This is a genomic window from uncultured Ruegeria sp., from assembly GCF_947497005.1.
Lineage (GTDB): Bacteria > Pseudomonadota > Alphaproteobacteria > Rhodobacterales > Rhodobacteraceae > Ruegeria.
In genome coordinates this window covers 162,819-181,817 of record NZ_CANMFF010000009.1, presented here as the reverse complement: position 1 = coordinate 181,817, position 18,999 = coordinate 162,819, and the positions used below count along the sequence as shown (strand labels likewise).

At 59.7% G+C, this 18,999-nt stretch carries 18 protein-coding genes; 7 read left to right on the top strand and 11 right to left on the bottom strand.

Annotation, left to right across the window (positions count from 1 at the left end; genetic code table 11):
• Positions 1–2: 2 nt before the first annotated feature.
• The gene (locus Q0816_RS14725; protein ID WP_298851892.1) at positions 3–956 is read right to left on the bottom strand and encodes a zinc ABC transporter substrate-binding protein; all 954 of its coding nucleotides are present in this window, start codon (positions 954–956) and stop codon (positions 3–5) included.
• Positions 957–1,156: 200 nt separating this feature from the next.
• Here Q0816_RS14725 and deoC point away from each other — a divergent pair, with 200 nt between their 5' ends.
• The 3 genes from deoC to Q0816_RS14710 are packed head-to-tail and all read left to right on the top strand — an operon-like array spanning position 1,157 to position 5,346.
• On the top strand, positions 1,157–2,155 hold the full coding sequence (gene deoC / locus Q0816_RS14720; RefSeq protein WP_298851889.1) for a deoxyribose-phosphate aldolase: 999 nt from the start codon (positions 1,157–1,159) through the stop codon (positions 2,153–2,155).
• Positions 2,156–2,166: 11 nt separating this feature from the next.
• Positions 2,167–4,500 carry an aldehyde dehydrogenase family protein gene (locus tag Q0816_RS14715; protein ID WP_298851887.1) on the top strand — a complete coding sequence of 778 codons (2,334 nt, stop codon included), beginning with the start codon at positions 2,167–2,169 and terminating at the stop codon, positions 4,498–4,500.
• Positions 4,501–4,524: 24 nt separating this feature from the next.
• The gene (locus Q0816_RS14710; protein WP_298851885.1) at positions 4,525–5,346 is read left to right on the top strand and encodes an SDR family oxidoreductase; all 822 of its coding nucleotides are present in this window, start codon (positions 4,525–4,527) and stop codon (positions 5,344–5,346) included.
• 21 nt (positions 5,347–5,367) lie between these two features.
• Here Q0816_RS14710 and Q0816_RS14705 read toward each other — a convergent pair whose 3' ends face one another.
• From Q0816_RS14705 to Q0816_RS14675, 7 genes are all read right to left on the bottom strand, one after another.
• Positions 5,368–6,678, bottom strand: coding sequence for a pitrilysin family protein (locus Q0816_RS14705; protein WP_298851884.1), 1,311 nt, complete (start codon positions 6,676–6,678; stop codon positions 5,368–5,370).
• Entirely contained in the window at positions 6,675–8,015 is a 1,341-nt protein-coding gene (locus Q0816_RS14700; protein ID WP_298851882.1) for a pitrilysin family protein, read from the bottom strand. The genes Q0816_RS14705 and Q0816_RS14700 overlap by 4 nt, the downstream gene beginning before the upstream one ends.
• A gap of 81 nt (positions 8,016–8,096) precedes the next feature.
• Positions 8,097–8,612 (bottom strand): DUF3035 domain-containing protein, encoded by a 516-nt coding sequence (locus Q0816_RS14695; protein ID WP_298851880.1) that lies wholly within the window; start codon positions 8,610–8,612, stop codon positions 8,097–8,099.
• A gap of 50 nt (positions 8,613–8,662) precedes the next feature.
• Complete coding sequence (gene lspA, locus Q0816_RS14690; RefSeq protein WP_298851877.1) at positions 8,663–9,133, bottom strand: signal peptidase II; 471 nt, start codon at positions 9,131–9,133, stop codon at positions 8,663–8,665.
• Complete coding sequence (gene purH, locus Q0816_RS14685; protein ID WP_298851875.1) at positions 9,133–10,722, bottom strand: bifunctional phosphoribosylaminoimidazolecarboxamide formyltransferase/IMP cyclohydrolase; 1,590 nt, start codon at positions 10,720–10,722, stop codon at positions 9,133–9,135. Before purH ends, lspA begins: the two co-directional genes overlap by 1 nt.
• Before the next feature lie 22 nt (positions 10,723–10,744).
• Positions 10,745–12,484 (bottom strand): heparinase II/III family protein, encoded by a 1,740-nt coding sequence (locus tag Q0816_RS14680; RefSeq protein ID WP_298851873.1) that lies wholly within the window; start codon positions 12,482–12,484, stop codon positions 10,745–10,747.
• A gap of 90 nt (positions 12,485–12,574) precedes the next feature.
• The gene (locus Q0816_RS14675; RefSeq protein ID WP_298851871.1) at positions 12,575–13,834 is read right to left on the bottom strand and encodes a transcription antitermination factor NusB; all 1,260 of its coding nucleotides are present in this window, start codon (positions 13,832–13,834) and stop codon (positions 12,575–12,577) included.
• 88 nt (positions 13,835–13,922) lie between these two features.
• On the opposite strand from Q0816_RS14675, the gene Q0816_RS14670 reads away from it, so the two are divergent.
• A complete protein-coding gene (locus tag Q0816_RS14670) occupies positions 13,923–14,105 on the top strand; it encodes a DUF1674 domain-containing protein (RefSeq protein ID WP_298851870.1) in 183 nt (60 codons plus the stop codon).
• 4 nt (positions 14,106–14,109) lie between these two features.
• Here Q0816_RS14670 and Q0816_RS14665 read toward each other — a convergent pair whose 3' ends face one another.
• Positions 14,110–14,964, bottom strand: a complete 855-nt coding sequence (locus Q0816_RS14665; protein WP_298851868.1) for a LysR family transcriptional regulator — start codon at positions 14,962–14,964, stop codon at positions 14,110–14,112.
• Between the two features lie 98 nt (positions 14,965–15,062).
• Between Q0816_RS14665 and Q0816_RS14660 the strand changes: the two genes are divergently transcribed.
• Genes Q0816_RS14660 through Q0816_RS14650 form a run of 3 tightly spaced genes read left to right on the top strand, consistent with a single transcriptional unit; the run spans position 15,063 to position 17,451 of the window.
• Positions 15,063–16,199: a TauD/TfdA family dioxygenase gene (locus Q0816_RS14660; RefSeq protein WP_298851867.1), complete on the top strand. Its 1,137-nt coding sequence runs from the start codon at positions 15,063–15,065 to the stop codon at positions 16,197–16,199.
• Positions 16,196–16,786, top strand: coding sequence for an HD domain-containing protein (locus Q0816_RS14655; protein ID WP_298851866.1), 591 nt, complete (start codon positions 16,196–16,198; stop codon positions 16,784–16,786). Before Q0816_RS14660 ends, Q0816_RS14655 begins: the two co-directional genes overlap by 4 nt.
• A complete protein-coding gene (locus Q0816_RS14650) occupies positions 16,783–17,451 on the top strand; it encodes an ureidoglycolate lyase (protein ID WP_298851865.1) in 669 nt (222 codons plus the stop codon). The genes Q0816_RS14655 and Q0816_RS14650 overlap by 4 nt, the downstream gene beginning before the upstream one ends.
• On the opposite strand, the gene Q0816_RS14645 is transcribed toward Q0816_RS14650, so the two are convergent.
• Positions 17,438–18,121, bottom strand: a complete 684-nt coding sequence (locus Q0816_RS14645) for a DUF2306 domain-containing protein (RefSeq protein ID WP_298851864.1) — start codon at positions 18,119–18,121, stop codon at positions 17,438–17,440. The genes Q0816_RS14650 and Q0816_RS14645 overlap by 14 nt on opposite strands.
• Positions 18,122–18,160: 39 nt before the next feature.
• Complete coding sequence (gene dapB / locus Q0816_RS14640; RefSeq protein WP_298851862.1) at positions 18,161–18,970, bottom strand: 4-hydroxy-tetrahydrodipicolinate reductase; 810 nt, start codon at positions 18,968–18,970, stop codon at positions 18,161–18,163.
• Positions 18,971–18,999 lie beyond the last annotated feature (29 nt).

Below are 18,999 nucleotides of genomic sequence, written 5' to 3'. Positions count from 1 at the left end.
GATCAGAACCCCGCCGACAATTTGCCGTCCATGCCACGACCCGGCGCGTCGCCGCCCAATGCACTGGCAATGATCGTGATGTTGTGATCCAGCATACCGATATAGGTGCCTTCATAAGTTCCATCTTCACCCATGGCGTCCGAGAACAGCTCACCTCCGACTTTCACGTCATGTCCCTTGGCGGCTGCACCTTCGATCAGCGCGCGAATCGAACGATCCGAAACCGAACTTTCGACGAATACGGCTGTGACCTGTCGGTCAACCAGCAGATCGACCAGCTCTCCAATCCGGTTCAGGCCAGCCTCGGACTGGGTCGAGATTCCCTGAATGCCAAGTACTTCAAACCCAAAGCTTTCACCAAAATACCCAAAGGCATCATGGGCCGTGATCAGAACTTTGCTGCTCTCCGGAACCGAAGACAAAGAGTCATTGGCATAGGCCGTCAGACGATCGACATCCGTCAGATGGGCCTGCGCATTTGCGGCAAATACCTCAGCCGCTTCGGGACGCGCTTCTGTCAGCGCGGCCTGGACTTCCAAAACAACGTCACGCCACAATTCGGGTGTCATCCAGACATGAGGATCGAACTTGTCGGCATAGTCGTCATGCGCGCGCAGTTTGGATTTATCAATGCCCTCAGCAACGGCAACCACGGTCCGTTTACGTTCAAGATCGTGGAAGAAGTCTTCCATCTGCGCTTCGAGATACAAGCCATGCCACAGGATCAGATCCGCGCGCGTCATCGCCACAATATCACTGCGGGTCTGGCGATAAGCATGCGGGTCGACACCGGGCCCCATCAGCCCTTTGACCTCAACCTGATCACCGCCAACCTGACGCACCGCATCAGCAATCATGCCGGTCGTTGCCACCACTTTAAGCGGTGCCTCGGCCCAGGCTGTTACTGGCAAGGAAAGGGCCAGCGCCAATGCTGCAATAAAATTCCGGCGAATCATCTTCGACCTCAGTTTAGCTTCCTGCTTGGAGTGAATATGAGAACCATTCGCAACTAAGTCAACGCTAATGCGAATTATTCGCAGAAAAGTCGTATTGTTTTGTCCAAATGGTCAAAAACTTACCAATCATTACCCTTCAACATCTTCCATTCCCCGGTCTCCCGTGCGATTTTGTCGCAAACCTCCCAAAGGACGTGACCATGGATACGCAGAGCTCAGAAAGCCCCGTGCGCACCGCGCATCTGCCGCAAGTGACCGAACCCCGGAACCCCGGAATGGATCTGGATATGGATTGGGTGCGCGCCGTACAGGCCAACACCTCGGCTATTGAACGCCGCGCCGCGACTCTGCCGGGCCGCCGTTCGGTCAAAAAGGAATATCAGGCCGCGTGGCTGCTCAAAGCGATCACTATGATCGACCTGACCACGCTTTCGGGCGATGACACAGTGGGCCGCGTACGTCGCCTGTGCGCCAAGGCACGCCAGCCCGTCGCGCCCTCAGTCCTCCAAACGCTGGATATGCCGCCGATCACCACGGGCGCCGTGTGCGTCTACCACGACATGATCGAAACCGCCGTGGACGCGTTGAAAGGCACCGGCATCCCGGTCGCGGCCGTTTCGACCGGTTTTCCGGCGGGCCTGTCCCCCTTCCACCTGCGCGTGGCCGAGATCGAAGAAAGCGTGAAAGCTGGTGCCGAAGAAATCGACATCGTCATTTCGCGCCGCCATGTTCTGTCGGGCGATTGGCAGGCGCTGTATGATGAGATGAAAGCGTTTCGCGTTGCGTGCGGTGATGCGCATGTCAAAGCCATCCTTGCCACCGGTGAACTGGGCAGCCTGCGCAACGTCGCGCGCGCCTCGCTGGTCTGCATGATGGCGGGCGCGGATTTCATCAAGACCTCGACCGGCAAGGAAAGCGTCAACGCCACCTTGCCCGTGTCACTGGTAATGATCCGAGCAATCCGCGACTACTATGGCCGCACTGGGTACCGCGTTGGCTACAAGCCTGCTGGCGGTATTTCGAAAGCCAAGGATGCGCTGGTCTATCTGTCGCTGATCAAGGATGAGTTGGGCGACCGCTGGCTGGAGCCGGACCTGTTCCGCTTTGGCGCCTCGTCGCTGCTGGGCGATATCGAACGACAGCTGGAACACTATGTGACTGGCGCGTACTCCGCCGGTTACCGTCACTCCATGGGCTGAGGGCAAGAACAATGACAGTCAAAGAGATTTTCGAGACCATGGATTACGGCCCCGCCCCCGAAAGCGCCGCCGAGGCTTTGGCCTGGTTGGTCGATCAGGGCGACAAGTTCGGCCATTATATCGACGGAACCTTCACCAAACCCGGCAAAGGCTTCGACAGCCGCAACCCGGCGACCGGAGAAGTTCTGGCCAAGCTGACGCAAGCAAAACAAACCGACGTGGACGCCGCCGTTGACGCTGCGCGAAAAGCACAGCCAAAGTGGGAGAAGCTGGGCGGCGCAGGCCGCGCACGGTATCTCTATGCCATTGCGCGCCTGCTGCAAAAGCATTCGCGCCTGTTTGCGGTGTTGGAGAGCATGGACAACGGGAAACCGATCCGTGAATCGCGCGACATCGACATCCCTCTGGCGCATCGGCACTTCTACTATCACGCGGGCATGGCGCAATTGATGGAGAGCGAACTGCCCGATGCCCAGGCCTTGGGCGTATGCGGTCAGATCATCCCGTGGAACTTCCCCCTGCTGATGTTATCTTGGAAAATCGCACCTGCACTGGCGATGGGCAACACAGTGGTACTGAAACCGGCAGAATATACTTCGCTGACTGCACTGCTGTTTGCCGATATCTGCTCGCAGGCTGGCCTGCCCAAGGGCGTGGTCAACATCGTCACCGGAGACGGCGCGGTGGGCGAGATGATCGTGAACGCGGACGTGGACAAGATCGCCTTCACCGGCTCGACCGTAGTGGGCCGCCGTATTCGCGAGGCAACTGCAGGTTCGGGCAAGGAACTGACGTTGGAATTGGGCGGCAAGTCCGCCTATGTCGTCTTTGATGACGCCGATATCGACAGTGCCATCGAAGGACTGGTCGATGCGATCTGGTTCAATCAGGGTCAGGTTTGCTGTGCTGGGTCTCGTTTGTTGGTTCAAGAGGGCATCGCCGACCGCTTCCACGATAAATTGCGTGCGCGGATGGACACGCTGCGCATCGGTGACCCGCTGGACAAATGCATCGACGTGGGCGCGGTCGTTGACCCGGTCCAGTTGCAGACCATCAAGGGCTTAGTCGAAAGTAACACGGCTGGCCACGTTCATCAGGCGGCCTGCCAGCTACCCGCAAACGGCTGCTACTATCCGCCGACGCTGATCTCGGGCCTCGAGACCTCGGATCCGCTGATGCAGGAAGAAGTTTTTGGCCCGGTTCTGGTGTCGTCCACCTTCCGCACGCCGGAAGAGGCGGTGGAGCTGGCCAACAACACCCGCTACGGGTTGGCCGCGACGGTCTGGACCGAGAACGTGAACCTTGCGCTGGATATCGCGCCCAAGCTGGTTGCGGGTGTGGTCTGGGTGAACGCCACCAACCTGTTCGACGCTGCTGCCGGTTTCGGCGGTGTTCGCGAAAGCGGCTTTGGCCGCGAAGGCGGTTGGGAAGGTCTGGCGGCCTATACCAAGCCCAAGGGCAAGGCCAAGCCGCTGGCGAAGATTGAAGCCACTGTGGGCCAAGGCGCTCCGGTCGATCCGATTGACCGCACCGCCAAGATGTATGTCGGCGGCAAACAGGCGCGGCCTGATGGTGGGTATTCGAAGCCTGTCTGGGGAAAACCCGGCCTGTTGGGCCATGTGGGTCTTGCCAACCGCAAGGACGTCCGCAACGCAGTTGAGGCTGCGGCAGGTGCCAAAGGCTGGTCCAGGACCACCGGTCATCTTCGGGCGCAGATCCTGTATTACATCGGCGAAAACCTCTCGGCCCGTGCCGATGAATTCGCCATACGTATCGACGCCATGACCGGCGGGAAAGACGGCGCGAAGGAGGTCGAGGCCTCTATCCAACGCCTGTTCACCGCCGCCGCATGGGCCGATAAATATGACGGTCAGGTCCATGGCGTTCCGATCCGGGGTGTCGCAATTGCCATGAAGGAATCGGTGGGCGTCATCGGTGCCCTCTGTGCCGATGAAGCGCCTCTGCTGGGTCTGGTCTCTGCTATGGCGCCCGCAATTGCGATGGGCAACCGGACGGTTCTGGTGGCCTCGGAACCCTTTCCGCTGGCTGCGACTGACTTCTATCAGATTCTCGAAACATCTGACGTCCCATCAGGCGTGGTCAACATTCTGACCGGCAGCCATGCGGAACTGGCGAAGCCGCTGGCCTCACATCTGAACGTCGATGCGGTCTGGTCGTTCTCGTCCACCGACCTGTCAAAAGAGATCGAAGTCGTCTCGGCCGGCAACCTGAAACGGACCTGGGTCAATAACGCGACGGCATTTGACTGGAGCATGGACCATTCGCGTCACTTCCTTCAGGCTGCGACCGAAGTGAAAAACATCTGGGTGCCCTACGGCGAGTAGGGCTCCCCGCCAAGGGAGGCCTACATGAGTACTGCAGGGGATTTTTCAGGAAAAACCGTCATCGTCATCGGCGGAACCAGCGGTATCAATCGCGGCATTGCTGAGGCCTTTGCGGCCTCGGGTGCCAAACTGGCCGTCGCCAGCCGGTCGCAGGAAAAAGTCGATGATACTGTTGCCGCGCTGAAAGAAACGGGCGCACAGGACGCCATGGGTTCAGCGTTCGACGTGCGTAATCCTGAAGCTGTGGCCGTTGGCCTGAAACAGTTCTACGACGCGTTTGGAGAGTTCGATGTGCTGATCTCGGGCGCGGCGGGGAACTTCCCGGCACTTGCATCGGAGATGTCGGTCAACGCGTTCAAGGCGGTGATCGATATTGACCTGATGGGCACGATCCACGTGATGAAAGGGGCGTATCCGTACCTGAAGCGCCCTGGTGCAAGCATCATCAACATCTCGGCCCCGCAGTCTTATCTGCCCTATGAAGGTCAGGCCCATGTCTGTGCCGCCAAGGCCGGCGTCGACCAGATCACGCGCACCCTGTCGATGGAATGGGGTGTCGAGGGGATCAGGGTGAACTCGGTTGTGCCGGGGTTCATCGAAGGCACAGAAGGGGCCAAGCGCCTTGCGCCGACCCCCGACGCCGGTGAGGCCCTGCGCCGGGACGTGCCGCTGGGCCGCTGGGGCCAGCCACAGGACGTCGCCAATGCCTGCCTGTTCCTCAGCTCGGACATGGCCAGCTATATCAGCGGCACCGTTCTGGCCGTCGATGGCGCGCTGTATCAGCGTGGCTCAGGCAAGTTCGGCCAGATGATGGGGGATATGCTGCGCAGCATGAAAAAGGGGTGAGCTTTACTCACCCCTCCTTGTTCAGTTCGTGGTCTCAAGCCCGGCAGGTTTACCCACCACAGTGAAATGCAGCCCGTCCGGGTCCAGCAGTTCGGAGGCCACTCGGTTCACATCTTCCAGTGTCACAGCGTTCACTTTGTCATTCCGGGTGGCGATATAGTCGATCGGCAGATCTTCCATCTGCATCTCGACCATGATTCCCGCAATCTGACCATTGCCGTCAAAACGCAACGGATAGGCGCCGGTCAGATAGGTCTTGGCGTCATCCAGTTCCTTCTGCGTCACGCCTTCAGAAGCCGCACGGGCCCATTCATCCCGGATCACCTCAACCGCCTCGGCAATACGATCGTTGGCCGATGACACGGATCCCAGATAGACCGAGGCCAGATCCTTGGGCACAAGATAGGTTCCAACCCCATAGGTCAGGCCGCGCTTTTCACGCACCTCCTGCATCAGGCGACTTTCAAATCCGCCGCCGCCAAGGATGTGGTTCAGGACAAAGGCCGCAAAGAAATCCGGATCATCCCGGTCAATCCCGGATTGACCGAACAGGGCCACGGATTGCGGTGTGTCGAATTCCACAACGCTTACGCCACCTGGAATGGTTACATTGGCCTTGCCCGGAATGGGTTTGCCGGTTTCCGGCAGAGCGGCAAGCAAAGTATCAAGCAAAATACCCAGTTCTTCGGCCGTGATGTCACCAACCGCCCCAACATAGAGACGATCCTTGGCAAAGACGCCTTCATAAGCCGCCACCACGTCTTCGCGCGTCAGGGTCGAGACGCTTTCGATGGTGCCTTTACCTTCGGAGCCATAGGGGTGATCGCCATAGGCCATCTGCGCGAAGTTGAGACCGGCGATCTCATTCGGGTCGGTCAGATCCGAGCGCAGGCCTGACAGAATTTGCGCGCGCACCCGGTCAACTGCGTCCTGGTCAAAGCGAGGTTCGTGGATCGTTGTACGTAGCAGGTCGACCACCTCATCCCGGTTTTCGGTCAAAAAACGCGCGGAAATCGAAACCGTGTCGTCACCAGCGTTATAGCGGAATGACGCGGCCAGAGCCTCCAGTTCGCGCGCATAGGTCCGCGCATCCATGTCGCCTGAACCCTCTTCAATCAGGCCGCTCATCAGGTAAACCGCGCCACGTTTGTCAGCATCGTCCAACGACGTGCCACCACGAAACCGCAGCTCCAGCGCCGTGAAGGGGATCGAGTGATCCTCGACCAGCCAGGCTTTGATGCCTCCGGGCGAGGTCACTTCTTCGATCTCGATCTCGGCCAGGGCAGGCAGGGCAACCAGACAAGCAATCAGCGTTGCAAGGAACCGTTTCATTGCGTCACCTCATCATCGCGCATCAGCCAGCCGGTGACCGATGCCTCGGGTTGCAGAATTTCACGGGCGGCAGCGATGATCTCATCCCCGGTTACGGCCTGAAGGACATCGGGCCAAGCCTGCACATCCTCGACCGTCAGACCACTGGTCAGGGCCCGGCCATAGCGGTTGCCGATCCCGTCCACATTGTCACGTGCATAGGTCTGCGAAGCGCGCAGCTGCATCTTGATGCGGTTCAGATCGTCTTCATTTACGCCTTCGGCGATGAAATCGGCCACGGCCTGATCCATTGCGTCTTCGGCCTCTTGCAGGGAAACCCCTTCGGCCGGAACGATCAAAAGATCAAAGGTCGTGTCATCCAACGAAACTCCGCGGTAGAACGCCCCGGTATAAACGGCCTTTTGCTGGTCGAACTGAAGCTTTTCGTTCAGATAAGACGTGGTGCTGCCGCCCAACAATTCAGCCAGCATGAACAGAGCAGCCGCCTTTTCCTGTTTACCCGGATCGCGTTCCGGTGCCAGATAGCTGCGTTGCACATAAGGCTGGGCCACACGCGAGTCTTTAAAGGTCAGGCGACGCTCGGCCGTTTGCGGCGGTTCCTGTGACCGGACCCGTTCGGGCAAGTCGGCGTTGGCAGGGATCACGCCGTAATACTGATCGGCCAGGGCGCGGACCTCATCCGGGTCCACATCACCGGTCACCACCAGAATGGCATTATTGGGCGCGTAGTGGGTCTGGTAGAACGACAGCGCATCGTCCATGTCCAGGTCTTCCATCTCGTGCATCCAGCCGATGATCGGAGCGCCGTAGCGGTGGTTCAAATATTGCGCCGCGCTCATCTGTTCGCCGAAAAGGGCGCGTGGGTTGTTTTCGGTGCGCTGGTTGCGTTCCTCAAGGATCACGTTGCGTTCGGTCAGAATGTCCTCTTCGTTCAGACGCAGGTTCCGCATCCGATCGGATTCCATCCGCATCATCAGTTCCAGCCGGTCGGCAGCGACACGCTGAAAATAAGCGGTGTAATCATACGAGGTGAAGGCGTTGTCATTGCCGCCATTGGCCGCGACGGTTGCCGAAAACTCGCCCGGCGCCAACGTATCTGTGCCTTTGAACAGCAAGTGTTCCAGAAAATGCGCCACGCCGGACGATCCGATCGGCTCATCTGCTGATCCGGCGCGGTACCAGACCATGTGTTGCACGACCGGCGCGCGGTGATCTTCGACCACGACGACATCCATGCCGTTGTCCAGAGTGAATGTGGTGACCGCTTCTTTCCCGTCCTCGGCAAAAACCGGGGTGGTGGCAATCAGGGCAGCCGATAAGGCCAGGGCCCGAACCATGGGGCATCCTCCGTTTCGTTTCTGGGACTCAAACTACGGTGGTGCGGCCCGGGTTCAAGCCCGATGACGGAAAGTTAAGAATTATTCACCCGGCGGCGATGACGGGGTTTCGATCCCGGCCCGACGGGCAGCTTCTGTTTCCGAGAACGGATCGATCGATTGCTTTTCGTAAACTTGACCATAGCGGTCGACCGGGAACAGGCGCAGACCAGTCCAACGGCCACGACGTTTACGGAACGCGGCATCTTCGGCCTCGACCACCTGACGCGCATCAGGTGACACCCCATACCGGCTGGAGGCTGTGACAAGCGCCGCATCCGAGGAAGGAACGGCAGTATTCGGGTTCAGTGCAGCAGCGTTACCGCCCAACGCAGCCACGGCGTCAGCATTGGGGTTCGGATCGGTCAGATTTGCACCACCCAGTGTGGGCGCGGGCAAAAACGCATAATCCTGTGGCTGAGTCAGCGGTTTGACCGGCAATACCGAGAACTCGTCCGGGCCTTGCCCTGGAGGCGCCAGATCCCGAAGCCCGGGATTCGAACATGCCGCAACCGCAGCGGCAACTGTCAAAGCAAAAATGGCGCGCGGCATCCGCATTGGTGTCTCCAGCCTGTTTCAGGCGCTTTTATCGCATTTCATTCCGCACGTCACGAGGCCTTTTTGCCGTCAAAAAGCACCAGACCCAACGCTCCCGCAAAAATGAACACATCGGCCAGATTGAACACATACGGGTTGTTGATGCCGCAGCAGGACATGTTGAGGAAATCCAGCACATAGCCATACAACACACGATCCACGACATTTCCCAGCGCCCCGCCGATCAGAAGGCCGGCGCAAAACAACATGAATTTCGTCGGCGCCGTACGGCCAAGCCAGATCAGGACACCAACGCAGATGGCCAGTGAAACGCCGATCAGCACCCAGCGTGCCGCTTCCGAGTTACCCTGAAACAAACCGAAATTGATGCCGCGATTCTCGCCGTATTTGAACACGAGAAGCGGCGGCAGCACGTCGATGTCACCATCGGCCACACGCATGACGTGAACGACCAGATACTTGCTGATCTGGTCGATCAGAAACGCGGCCAGAGTGGCCCAAAGAAGCAGATGAGACCGCATCAGTGCCGGAAATGCCGCATGCCGGTGAAGACCATGGCCAGACCAGCCTCGTCTGCGGTGGCGATCACTTCGTCATCGCGCATCGATCCGCCCGGCTGGATCACGCAGGTGGCACCGGCTTCGGCGGCCTCCATCAGACCGTCGGGGAAGGGGAAGAACGCGTCTGACGCTACGGCAGAACCGATGGTCAGCGGCTGCGGCAGACCCAGTACATCCGCCATGCGTTCGGCTTTTTTCGCGGCGATCAGAGCCGAGTCCACACGGCTCATCTGGCCCGCGCCGACGCCGACGGTTGCACCGTCTTTAACATAGACGATGGCATTGGACTTCACGTGCTTGGCGACTTTCCACGCGAACAGAAGATCGCGCATTTGCTCATCGCTCGGGGCCTTTTGAGTGACGACCTTCAGATCGTCCATACCGATGAACCCATTGTCCTTGTCCTGAACCAGCAGACCACCAGCAACCTGACGCACGGTTTTGCCGCCGGCGGTCACATCGGGAAGCGCGTCGGTCGTCAGCAGGCGCAGGTTTTTCTTGGTGGCAAAGATCGCCTTGGCCTCATCCGATGCGCCAGGAGCGATCACAACCTCGGTGAAGATACCGGTGATCTCCTGCGCGGTTTCGGCGTCCAGCGGCTGGTTCAGCGCTACAATCCCGCCAAAGGCCGAGGTGCGGTCGCAGTCAAACGCGGCCTTGTACGCCTCAAGCAACGTCGCGCCTTTGGCAACACCGCAAGGGTTGGCGTGTTTGATGATGGTACAAGCCGCGCCTTGCGTCGGATCAAACTCAGCCACCAATTCAAAGGCCGCATCGGTATCATTGATGTTGTTGTAACTCAGTTCTTTGCCCTGATGCTGCACCGCAGTCGCTACGCCCGGACGGTTGGTGCCATCGGTGTAGAAGGCCGCCGTCTGGTGGCTGTTCTCGCCATAGCGCAGGGTCTGCTTCAGCTCACCGGCAAAAGCGCGGCGCTTAGGGGCCTCAAGCTGCAGAGCGTCGGCCATCCAGTTCGAGACCGCCGTGTCATAGGCGGCGGTGCGGGCATATGCCTTTTGCGCCAGCTTGCGGCGGAATTTCGGGCAGGTCGCACCGTTGTGCTGATCCATATCGCCCAGCAGTTTGTCGTAATCCTCAACGTCCACGACCACGTTTACAAACGCATGGTTCTTGGCCGCCGCGCGGATCATCGCCGGACCGCCAATGTCGATATTCTCGACGCATTCATCGTAACCTGCGCCTTTGGCAACGGTGGCCTCGAACGGGTAGAGGTTCACCACCAGCAGATCAATTGCACGGATGCCGTGTTCGTTCATGGCCGCAACATGGGTGTCATTGTCGCGCAACGCCAGCAGACCGCCATGCACCATTGGGTGCAGGGTTTTGACACGGCCATCCATCATCTCGGGGAAGCCGGTGACCTCGCTGACATCCTTCACCGCGAGCCCTGCATCACGCAGTGCCTTGGCCGTGCCGCCGGTCGACAGCAGCTCGACCCCGCGCTCGGCCAGCGCCTTGCCCAGCTCGATCAGCCCGGTTTTGTCGGATACGGAAAGCAACGCGCGGCGCACGGGGTGAAGATCGGTCATGGGTCCAAAGGTCCTTTTGGCGTCAGTCGAATTCTGGCTCGTCCCGGTGCGTATCGCGCACGGCATAGGCTGTGTCCTGTGCCTTGCTCAGAGTCCACCGGATGCGCGTCGCATACTCCATTGCGCGGCCAGATAGAACGATCTGTTTTGTCGCGCGTGGCTTTAAACGCCCCTTTTCAAGGTAAACGCTTGGCTCGACGGATAATTTTCCAATACCATCATGGCGGAAAACCCAGATCTCACCGCTTTTGAGCGCCATCGACACCGCCGCCCCGCCCAAATCCAGCGCTGCATCCACGTCGGGATGCAGGTGAAAACGGATGTCATACCCGATACCTTTGAGGCCCGAGGCATCCATCGCCTTGTCGAACTGACGCTTCGCCTTGTCGGTCGCGGTCAGCAGAATATCCTCGACCATCAGCTCACGACCGTCGAACCGCAATTCGAATGTGCGTGCGTGAGTTAGGCCAAAGACCTTGGCATATCCATCATGCCCGGCCATGAAGCGGATACCTTCGAACGCGTCTTCGAAATCAACAGGCACTTCTTGGGGCGCGTCCACCAGTGCCTGACTTTCGCGGCCCGGCAACGGGTTGGTTAGCCGGGCACTGGAAAACCCATCCAGACATAATGTCGAATGCGAGGGCGTCGCCCGCCCGGCGCGACGCCAATCCAGCCCGAAACTGGCCCCCGACCCACAATTCACGATCAATGGGCGCCGCCCCGAAGTTAGCTCGAACGCCAGAGTGGACGCGTGCGCGTTGAACGAGGCCGCACCAGATGGCGGAACGCTGGCATCTACGATTATCGTGGTGCGTGCGGCGGACAAGCGCGCATAGCCCATCGGCAATTCGGTGGCCGCCTTATGTTTGACGCCACTTTGCGCAAGAGCCTGCTCCAGACGTCCCTCAACTCCGCGCCCGCCACCGTGGAACCGCGCCAGTGCACCATCCGCATGGCGCAGGCTGCGCAGGGTCGGCGCGATCCGCTTGATCGCATTGGCCTGCGCAACAGGCGTACCGCGTCCAAGATCGCTTAGAGCCGCCGAAGTCCAGCTGAGCAGCGTGAACACCTCAAGCAGCTCTTCCGGATTGCGCGTTGGAATACCGCCCTGCGCATCTACCTGACGGTCGCATTCTCCGGCCAGGGCGCGCAAAGCGAGGTCGGCTATCTGCTCCAGCCCCTCCAACGCCAACCCGGCCTGTACCAGACCGGCCAGAGTTTCGAACCGTGGCAAGCCCGGTGTCGCGGCTTGCCAGCGTTTGGACAGGAACCATGTCTGTTGAGCCAAAGACCGAAAGAACAGCCTGCTTTGCTTTTCGTCCGCCCCACGCAGCAGAAAGATCGCGTGGTTGATCCAGCGCATGACACGGCGTCCGGTCAGATCAGGCACCCAGCCGGGTCCTTGCCCGCGCCCATGCGCCTCGATCCAGCCCCAGACCCAGCGCTGCGCCTTTTCCCGTGCGCGCATGTCGCCGACAGCGGCCAGATCATCCAACCAAGCAAAGCCGTGGCGTTCGTCGTCAAAGCCGGCGCTGGGGGCGGCCACATCCCAAAGTCCGGTATCTTCTGCCTCGACCAGATACCCGGCGAACAACAGGTTACCGGCGACCAACTGTCGTCCGCGCGCAAAAGAACCCACAGTACGCGGATCAGGTTGCGCAACAAACCCCGTGACCGCCTTTTGCCGCTGGCTCAGGCGCGCGTAGAAACGGTTCTGAAACCGCATCCACCGACTGGTCATGGTGTCTGATTTCGACATGACGCGTGTTACTCTGCCCCTTGCGCTCTGCTGGCGCTTGAGACCCAACGATAGACGGTGCCGATCGTCAAGTCATCGAAAAGCGTGCGCTCAGGCAGATTTGTTCAGACAGGCGATATAGAACCCATCCAATCCGCCGCGATCCGGCCAAAAATCCGGCCGCAACCGCAGCCCGCCCTCTTCGGTGATCCAGTCCTCTTCGACGCCCGGTATGTTCAGAGCGGCGCGATTCACGGTCATGCCAGGATACATGTCCAATGCTTCTTCGATCTGAACCTCACCTTCATCCGGCAGCAATGAACAGGTGCAATAGACCAAGCGCCCGCCGGGTTTCAGCAAAGTCAAGGCATGGGCCAACATTTGCGTTTGAAGCTCGATCAGACCGCCGAATTCCGAGCCATCTTTGGCAAACGGCAAATCGGGATGCCTGCGGATCGTGCCGGTAGCCGAACAAGGCGCGTCCAACAGGATTGCGTCGTATTGGCCTTCATGTTCCAGCGCATCCCCGACAACGACCTGCGCCTTCAACCCGGTGCGCTCAAGGTTATCGCTCACCCGCGCCATCCGGGCTTCCGATACATCCAAAGCCGTGACATTCGCTCCGGCGGCGACCATTTGCATCGTTTTACCTCCGGGCGCTGCACAAAGATCCAGCACCTTCTCGCCCGCCTTGGGCGCCAGAACGCGAACCGGTAAAGCAGCTGCCGCATCCTGCACCCACCAATCCCCGGCTTTGTACCCCGGCAGAGTCGAAACCTGACCGGCATCCTGCAAGCGAATTGAGCCTGTCGGCAACACATCGCCCGAAGGGCCGTTCACCCCCGGCTTCAAAGTCAGATCGAGTGGCGCCCCCCCGAAATGCGCCTGCTCCATCCCGGCAACGGCATCCGCGCCCCACGCCATGATCAGCGGATCCCGCAACCACTCTGGCAAACGCGGGACACGCATCTTCGGCCACGCCTCGGGCCCCTCTGTCGCAACCTTGCGCAGAACGGCATTTACCAAGCCCTTCAGACGTCCATGCTTGCGCGAACGGCTGATGATCTCGACCATCGAATTCACCACGCCATGCGCGGCTTCACCGTTACACAGCTCGATCGCGCCCAGTCTCAGCGTGTTGTGAACCGTCAGGGCCGGTGTGCGATTCAGATGGTTGTCCAGCAGACGGTCGGCCCGCTCCAGTCCGCGCAGCGTTTCCGATGCCAGGCGCTGGGCGCGCGCGCGGTCCTCGGGCTCCAGCCGATCCAGAGCACCCGCCGCCAGACATTCGGACAGCAGGCGGCCTTCGCCCAGAACCTGATCCAGAAGATAGATTGCGCTGCGCCGTGCTGCTGTTGCACTGTTTGACATGGTTCCGCCTTCATGTGACCTGAGCCCGCATTGCCTTTGGCGGACGCGCGCGTATATCAAGGCTATGGACGGAAAGGAACCCAATGTCATGAGTGACAACAGCAAAGATATGCCCCTTGCTGCCCAGCGCGCGCTGGCCGAAGCGGAAGAACGCCGCCGCAAGGCCGAAGCCGAGGCCACAAAGCTGCCCAAGGAACTGGGTGGTCGCGACGGGCCGGATCCGGCCCGTTACGGCGATTGGGAAAAGAAAGGTATCGCCATCGACTTCTGAGCGCTCAGCCGCGCAGCGCCTTCAGGAAATCCTCGATCAACGCACGTTGTTTTTTGGACTTCGCCCGGTCTTCGGGCCATGTCAGCCAATACCCGTCTTTGGTTTGCAGTTCAGGCAAATCCAGCCTGCGCAGCTGACCCTCCTGAAGATCGGCGGCCGCCAACGGAACCGACCCCAAAACCATTCCCATTCCGCGCCGCGCTGCCGAAATTGCGTGTTCCATTGAATCGAAGCTGATTGTTGAAGGCGGCAAATCTTCTCGGCCACATTTCTGGCTCCACTCACGCCAGCCGGGGCGTTCGCCGCGCAGATCAATCAAGGGCGCGCCCCAGCTGATATCCGGTGCGGCCATAGGCACAAGGACTTCGCGCGCAATCAGGGCCGCATCTCGCCCGGACCACATACCCCGGCCATAACGGATTTGCAGCCATGTGCGTTCCTCATCCAGGGACGACCGACGTGCGACCGAGTCGGTCATCACCCGAACCTTGGGCTGCAAGTGATGAAAGGCAGGCAGGGCGGGTAGGACAAGCGCATGAATGTTCGATGACAATCCGGCCACCCTGAGTTCGCGCGGGGATTTCCCGAACAGGTCTTCAGTGTTGCGCTCCAGCGCCTGCAGGCTGTCCTGTACCAAAGGCAGATAGCTTTCGCCTTCCACTGTCAGCGACACGCCCCGCGCCTCGCGCACGAACAAGGATCGGCCCAGCCAGGCTTCAAGATTGCCGATCCGTTGACTGACCGCCGCCTGCGTCAGTCCAAACTCTTTAGCAGCTGCCGAGAATCCACCAAGACGTCCGGCAGCCTCGAACACCCGCAGCCAGTCCAGGGGCGGCAATCCGATCTTTTTCTTAGCCATAAGTTTTTCCAAGTCTCAGCCGAAATAAGGATTAATTGTAGTAATGCCATGAACGACGTATCTGCTCAACCAAAGCCCGCGCTGAACAGGAGACCCCCATGCTGCGCTCTGCCATCCACGATACGTCGGTCGTCACCGTCGAATTCGACACCGGAACCCAAGCTCGCTTTCACGCCGTTTGGCTGCGCGACAATGCGCTGGACGCCGATACCCGCGCCCCCGGTAACGGTCAGCGTCTGATCACCATCGGCGATATCCCTGCAAACATCTCGGTCAGTGCAGCCGAGGTTGTTTCGGGCGGTTTGCAGGTCACGTTCCAGCCTGAAGGCAAGACTGTTACCTTCCCGGCCGAATGGTTGGCCGAACACAGCTACGACTGCGATCGTGATGTTGCACATGGACGCATCGCATCGGGCATCACGACATGGGAACGCGGCATCGGCGCGCCCAGTGGTGATTGGAACGAGGTCCATGCCAGCCCTGCGGCCAAGCGCAATTGGTTGGCCGCTGTGGCAGAGTTCGGTTTTGCCAAACTGACAGATGGCCCGACCGAACCGGAATCGCTGCTTAAAGTGGCCGACCTTTTCGGCTACGTCCGCGAAACCAATTATGGCCCTTACTTTGAGGTTCGGACCGAGGTGAACCCGACCAACCTTGCCTATACCGGATTGGGGCTGCAGGCCCATACGGACAATCCCTATCGCGACCCGGTGCCAACGCTGCAAATCCTCTATTGTCTTGAAAACAGCGCCGAGGGTGGCGACTCGATCGTGGTCGATGGCTTCCGCGCCGCTGAAAAACTGCGTGAACAGAACCCCGAAGGCTTTGCCCTTCTGGCTGGCTACCCGGCGCGCTTCGAATACAAAGGCTCGGACGGTGTTTACCTGCGCTCGCGTCGTCCGATGATCGAACTGTCGCCCGATGGCGAACTGATCGGCATCCGATTCAACAACCGCTCCTCTGCCCCTTTCGTGGACGTTCCGTTTGACAAGATGGAGGCCTACTACGCCGCCTATCGCCAGTTGGGTGATATCATCGACGACCCGGCCATGGGCGTATCGTTCAAGCTGGAACCCGGCGAGAGTTTCATCGTCGACAACACCCGCGTACTGCACGCGCGTCTGGGCTATTCTGGCGCAGGCTCGCGTTGGCTGCAGGGCTGCTATGCCGACAAGGACGGGCTGCTGTCGACACTGGCTGCGATGCAGACAGCGCAGCCGGAGGCGGCAGAATGAAGCCCGAATTCTCAACCCTGAACAGGGAAAATATCGTAGCCTTCATCGGGGATATCTTTGCCCGTCGCGGCGGCGAGGAATATCTGGGCGAGCCTGTCACCATGGCCGAGCACATGTTGCAGGGCGCGACCATCGCAGAACAGAACGGTCAGCCCGAAGAAATCATCGTCGGTGCCCTGTTGCACGATATCGGCCATTTCACGTCCGAGTTCGGCACCTATCACCCGGACGACACCGAAGACCGTCATCACGAAGATGCAGGGGCCGAGGTACTTGAGCAGTTCTTTCCCTCAGTGATCACTGATTGCTGTCGCTATCACGTGGCGGCCAAGAGGTATCTCTGCGCCACAAAGCCGGAGTATTTCAATCGGCTGTCGACAGCTTCGGTTCATACATTGGAATTGCAGGGTGGCCCGATGAGCGCCGATGAGGTTGCCGATTTCGAAGCCAACCCGAACTTGGCAGAGATCATTCAGGTGCGGTATCTTGACGAAGCTGGCAAGCGCGCGGATATGGAAACGCCGGACTTTGCGCATTTCGCGCCGATGGTGCAACGGATGGTCGACAAGCATCTGGGGTCAGCATGAACGCTCCGGAATACATCTTCGAAGCCAGCACAAAACCTTCTTTGCCGTGGCATGAGGTTCCTCTGATCCGGGCGACGGAAGACTCGGTCAAGAGCTATGGATGCCTGGTTGACGACCCTGAATCCTTTGAAATCGAAATTGTGCGCTGGCCGCAGCAAGGCTGGCGCCCCATCGACGAAGGAACGGGCGACGAAGGTGGTTGGGTCGAAGGCACGTTCAAATGCGACTGGCAGGGCGATGTGCTATACGGCGAGAACGAAGCGGTCAAAGGTCACTATGTTCTTGGCTGGTCCGCTGATCCACAGGCCGCGCAGACCGACCGGAAAACCGCGCCACGCGATCAGGTGCTGTTGTGGCATATGAACTACCACCCGGATGGCGGGCAGATGTTCTGGCCGCTGGACAACAAGCCCTTCATCGTGCCTGTCGCTCTGCCCGGTGACAATCTGACCCCGGACAAGGTTGTGGCGTTCTGGTGTGACGGCTCGCGCGGCCTCTATATCCATCCCGGCATATGGCACGAAGGAATTTTCCCGGTTGAAGACAACCAGCGATTCCTTGATCGGCAGGGGCGCGTCCATGCCCGTGTCAGCGCCGATATGGGGAAAGAGTTCGGCGTCTATCTGGCCTGCCCCCTGCGCGCAGATAAGATCAGGGATTTGTAGCCAACGTCCCATGATGAGCATTGCGCCTATTGGATACCCAAACCTGAACAACCAAAAGATAGGGCACGAAAAACGCAAAGTTCTGCACCAGATCGAAAGGGCCCGAGAAATCGGGCTCTGACCCAAGACCACCAGTCAGCAAGTACCATAGCGTATAGTGCAATCTGTAGAGCCACGACCCAAGCGCCAGCCAGAACAAGCGCAAACCCCACGCCCAATGACCTGCTCGATCTCTGGCTAAGGCCATGCGCGCCACCATCAGTGCGGCCGTGAACAGACACAGCCCATACAGAAAGAAGGCTGCGGACATCACCGGGCCACCGATTGTCCCGCGCAATGGGATATAGGTCATGCCTGCCAGACCTGTGATCAGCGCCAGTGCCACCAATCCGGTTCCCATCGCGCGGTGCAATCGATTGTATTCGAGCCGAAGCCCTTTCAGCAGTTGAAGCGGCACGAGTACCACCAGAAGCGTACCTGCCAGGATATGCACCAACATGGCTGCATTGCCGACGAACTGGTCATCCGCGAACAGATAGCTCTGTTGGGCTGCGTCTTCCGATAGGCCAATGCCTATCATACCAACGCCATGCGCCACGAATGGCAGCAGTGTCAGGTAAAACACTGCAAGCCAAACGCCGGTTGCCAGTCCAGTGTGCCGAATCCTCATGGGTCAGAGCTTAGCGTCGGCGACCGCTTCGTCTATGGCTTACAGCCCCAGCACATCCACCATGTCATACTGGCCGGGCGCCTTCCCCTGCCCCCACAGCGCAGCTTTCAAAGCGCCGCGCGCAAAGATTGCGCGGTCACTGGCCAGATGGCGCAGGACAATGCGTTCTCCGGGGGCCGCGAACAGCACGTCATGTTCACCAACAATGTCGCCGCCGCGAATGGCGTGGAAGCCGATATCGCCGCGTTTGCGGGGGCCGGTGATGCCGTCGCGGCCCCGGTCGGACACATCTGTCAGTGTAACGCCGCGCCCCTCGGCCGCAGCCTCGCCCAACATCAACGCTGTGCCAGACGGAGCGTCTACCTTGTGGTGGTGATGCCCTTCGATGATTTCGATATCAAAATCCTCATCCAGCGCAGCAGCGACCTTTTTGGTCAATTGCACCAGCAGGTTGACGCCAAGGCTCATGTTGCCCGCGCGTACGATCACCGCATGACGCGAGGCCGGTTCAAGTGCCGCAATCTGCTCGTCTGCCATTCCGGTTGTGCCGATCACATGTACGCACCGTGCCTGCGCAGCCAAAGCGGCAAACTCCAGCGTTGCCTCGGGCGCGGTAAAATCGATCACCGCCTGCGCCTGCGCGAATGCTTCCAACGGGTCGTCGGTGATTTTGACGCCCAGTGCGGGGCCACCCATCGCCGTGCCCACATCCTGACCGATCCAATCGTGACCCTCGCGTTCGACAACACCCACCAGACGCGCCTGATCGCTGTCCGTCACGGTCTTGATCAGCATCTGCCCCATACGGCCCGAAGCCCCTGTGATGACGATCCCCGGAATATGGGTCATTGCGCTGGTCCTTTCTCGAATTCGGCTCA